Below are 3,523 nucleotides of genomic sequence, written 5' to 3'. Positions count from 1 at the left end.
CAGGAAGACGTGGTTCGCCGGCGGCAGGTCGAAGCGGTACTTCTGGACCTTGTTCGCCGGGATGGCCGTGGGCTTCTCGAAGCTCTCGCGGTAGCGGCCGCGGAAGATGTCCATGCCGACGCCGAGCTGGTAGCCGCCCATCTGCGGGTCGGAAGGGACGGCGTCCGGATAGACGTCGATCAGCTTCACGACCCAGTCGGAGTCGGTGCCCGAGGTGGAGGCGTAGAGGTTCACGACCGGCTCGCCGGCGATCTTCAGCGGCGCCTTCAGGGGCTCGGTCACGAAGGTGAGGACGTCGGGGCGGCCATCGACATGGCGCTGGTCCGAGAGCAGCCAGTAGCGCCACTGCTCGGCGTCGTCCCAGCGCACCGGGCGGCGGACGTAGGGCACCGGCTTGGCGGGGTCGGAGACGTACTCGGCGTAGGTCGAGACCATGCCGGCGATGCGGTCGCCATAGAGTTCGCCACCCTTGGTGAAAGACAGGCGCATCCCCGGCGTCAGGTAGATGGGCTTCATCTTCACGTCGCAGTCGGCGCAGGCCCGGGGCCACTTCGCGTACTGCGTCCAGCGCATCGTGCCGGTCTCGAAGATGGTCACCGGCGGGGTCGAGGCCTTGGGCGCGCCGGTCTTCAGGTGGCTGTCGAGGAAGGGCTTCAGGACCGTCAGGCGGAACTCGGTGGCGGTGTCGCCGGGCAGCTTGATGTTCGGGCCGAGCTGTCGTTGCTCGTAGTTAGTTCCCGAGTGGCGCCAGGGCCCCAGCGCCAGGAAGTTCATGTCGTTGCCGGCGTCCCTGGGCTCGGTCGCGAGGTAGGCGTGGATGGCGCCCCACATGTCCTCCTGGTCCCAGAGTGCGCCCATCCAGAGCGTCGGGACCTTGAGGGGCTGTTTGGCGAGGATGCGATCGAGCGCCTGTTCCTGCCAGAAGGCGTCGTAGGCGGGGTGCTCGCGGATCTTGCGGTAGGCGGCGATCTGTTCGAGGCCGGCGGCGCGCGCGAAGTCGTCGAACGAGCCGGCGCGCAGGAAATTTTCATAGTCGTCAGCGGTTTCGCGGGGGATGTTCTCGCCCGCGCCCTTCTTGATCATCTGACTGGTGAACCAGTCGACGTTGCGCATACGGAAGGCGCCGTAGTGGAACCAGTCGTCGCCCATCCACCCGTCGATCATCGGGCTCTGCGGCACAGCCGCCTTCAGCGCCGGGTGTGGGTTGATCAGCGCCATCGCGGCGGTGAAACCGGGGTAGGACGAGCCGATGACGCCCACGCGGCCGTTGCTCTCGGGCGTGTTCTTCACCAGCCAGTCGATGGTGTCCCAGGCGTCGGTGGAATGGTCGACCTTGCTGTCGTTGAGCGGGCCGATCAGGGGGCGGGTCAGCACGTAGTCGCCCTCGGACTCGTACTTCCCGCGGACGTCCTGGTAGACGCGGATGTAGCCGTCCTCGAGGAAGGGCTCGTCCATCTGCGAGCCGGTGGCGGCGGCGTATTGCGAGAGGTTCCGCTCGGCCGACTTCCTGGCGTTGTAAGGCGTTCGCGTGAGCAGGATCGGCGCGCCCTTCGCCCCCTTCGGGATGATCAGCACCGTGTAGAGCTTTACCCCGTCGCGCATGGGGATCATGGCGGTGCGCTTGACGTAGTCGTAGCGGTCGGTCGGCCACTTGAAGTCGGTGGCGATGTCGGGCGCGAGCGGCGGCGTGGTCTGTGCCTGCGTCTGGGCCGACGTCGAGGCGGGGGCGACGGCGAGGAGGGCGGCTGCCAGCGCGGCCGCTAGCGGAAGCGTGAGATTCATGCTCCGAGCGTAGCGCACGGACCGCGGTCCGCGACAGTGTCTGGAGGGCGTCGGATGATGCGTGCGGTGTTGCTGGCAGGGGCTGTGGCGATGACGGTCGGGCTGGCCGGACAGGCGGTGGCGGCGGGCGGTCCGGCGAACGCGAAGTTCACGGCGATCCACGAGAAGGAGTGGGCCTGGCGGCAGGCGGAGCTCGCCCGCAGCGACAGTCCCGAGGACGACACGCTGGATCCGCACCTGCCGCATGTGGACGCCGCCAGCCAGGCGCGGCGGCTGGCCTACTGGCAGGACGTGAGGACGCAACTGGACGGCATCCGGCCGGCCGATCTGTCGCCGGAGCAGCGGGTGAACTACGAGGTCTACCGCGACCAGATCGACGTGCTGGTCAACCAGCAGCGGTTCCGCGAGTACGAGAAGCCGTTCAATTCGGACAGCTCGTTCTGGTCGAACTTCAACTACAAGGCCCGCCGCACCTTCATCGGCGCGCAGGACTATCGGAACTACCTGTCCCAACTGTCGGAAATCCCGCGCTATTTCGACGAGCAGAAAGTGAACATGCGCGCCGGCCTGAAGCGCGGGTTCACGCCGCCCAGGGCGACGCTGGTGGGGCGCGAGGTCTCGGTCACCGCGACGGTGGACGCGAAGACCGCCGAGGAGACGCTGTTCTGGGAGCCGTTCAAGGCGATGCCGGCGTCGATCCCGGTGGCCGAGCAGGCGGCGTTGAAGGCGCAGGCCAAGTCGGTGATCGAAGGGCAGGTGAAGCCGGCCTACGCGACCCTGCTGACCTTCCTGCGCGACGAGTACATCCCGAAGACCACCGACACGCTGGCGGCCGAGGCGCTGCCTGACGGCAAGGCCTACTACCAGGCCCAGATCAAGGAGTTCGCCACTGTCGAGATGACGCCGGAGCAGATCCACACGCTGGGGCTCTCCGAGGTCGCGAAGATCCGGGCGCAGATGGAGGAGGTCCGTAAGGAGACGGGCTTCCAGGGCGACCTGCCGGCCTTCTTCGCCTACCTGCGCACCGACCCGAAGTTCTATCCGAAGACGGCGCAGGAACTGCTCAACACCGGCGCCTGGATCGCCAAGCGCGTGGACGGGAAGCTTGCGGCCTACTTCGGCTGGCTGCCGCGCAGCCGTTTCACGATCGTGCCCGTGCCGCCGGACATGGCTCCCTTCTACACCTCAGCCCGCGGCGGCAAGACGCAATACCTGATCAACACCTACAACCGGCCGTCCCGGCCGCTCTACAACATGACGGCGCTGACCCTGCACGAGTCCGCGCCCGGGCACTCGCTGCAGGGCGCGCTGGCGGAGGAGCAGGAGGACCTGCCGGACTTCCGCCGCTACGTCTACATCTCGGCCTTCGGCGAGGGCTGGGCGCTCTACTGCGAGTACCTGGGCCTGGAAATGGGGCTCTACGACACCCCCTACGACCGCTTCGGCTACCTGACGTTCCAGATGTGGCGCGCGGCGCGGCTGGTCGTGGACACCGGCATCCACCACAAGGGCTGGACGCGCGCGCAGGCGATCGCCTTCCTGCACGACAACACCGCACTCTCCGACCACGACATCGAGATCGAGGTCGACCGCTACATCTCCTGGCCGGGGCAGGCGGTGAGCTACTACCTGGGCATGATGGCCATCAAGGAGGCGCGGGCGAAGGCCGAGAAGGCGCTGGGGCCGAAGTTCGACATCCGAGCCTTCCACGACACGGTGCTGTCGATGGGCAGCGTGCCGA

General features: G+C 67.4%; 2 protein-coding genes. One reads left to right on the top strand and one right to left on the bottom strand.

The window, feature by feature from the left end; all coding sequences use genetic code 11:
• Nucleotides 1–1,782, bottom strand: a 1,782-nt coding sequence (locus JNL41_RS22030; RefSeq protein ID WP_293478433.1) for a CocE/NonD family hydrolase, incomplete at its 3' end; no start/stop codon positions are given.
• A 54-nt stretch (nucleotides 1,783–1,836) separates the two neighbouring features.
• On the opposite strand from JNL41_RS22030, the gene JNL41_RS22025 reads away from it, so the two are divergent.
• Nucleotides 1,837–3,523, top strand: a 1,687-nt coding sequence (locus JNL41_RS22025; protein ID WP_293478432.1) for a DUF885 family protein, incomplete at its 3' end; no start/stop codon positions are given.

This window comes from Phenylobacterium sp. (assembly GCF_016793285.1).
Classification (GTDB): Bacteria; Pseudomonadota; Alphaproteobacteria; order Caulobacterales; family Caulobacteraceae; genus Phenylobacterium.
This window is presented reverse-complemented; position numbering and strand designations above follow the sequence as displayed.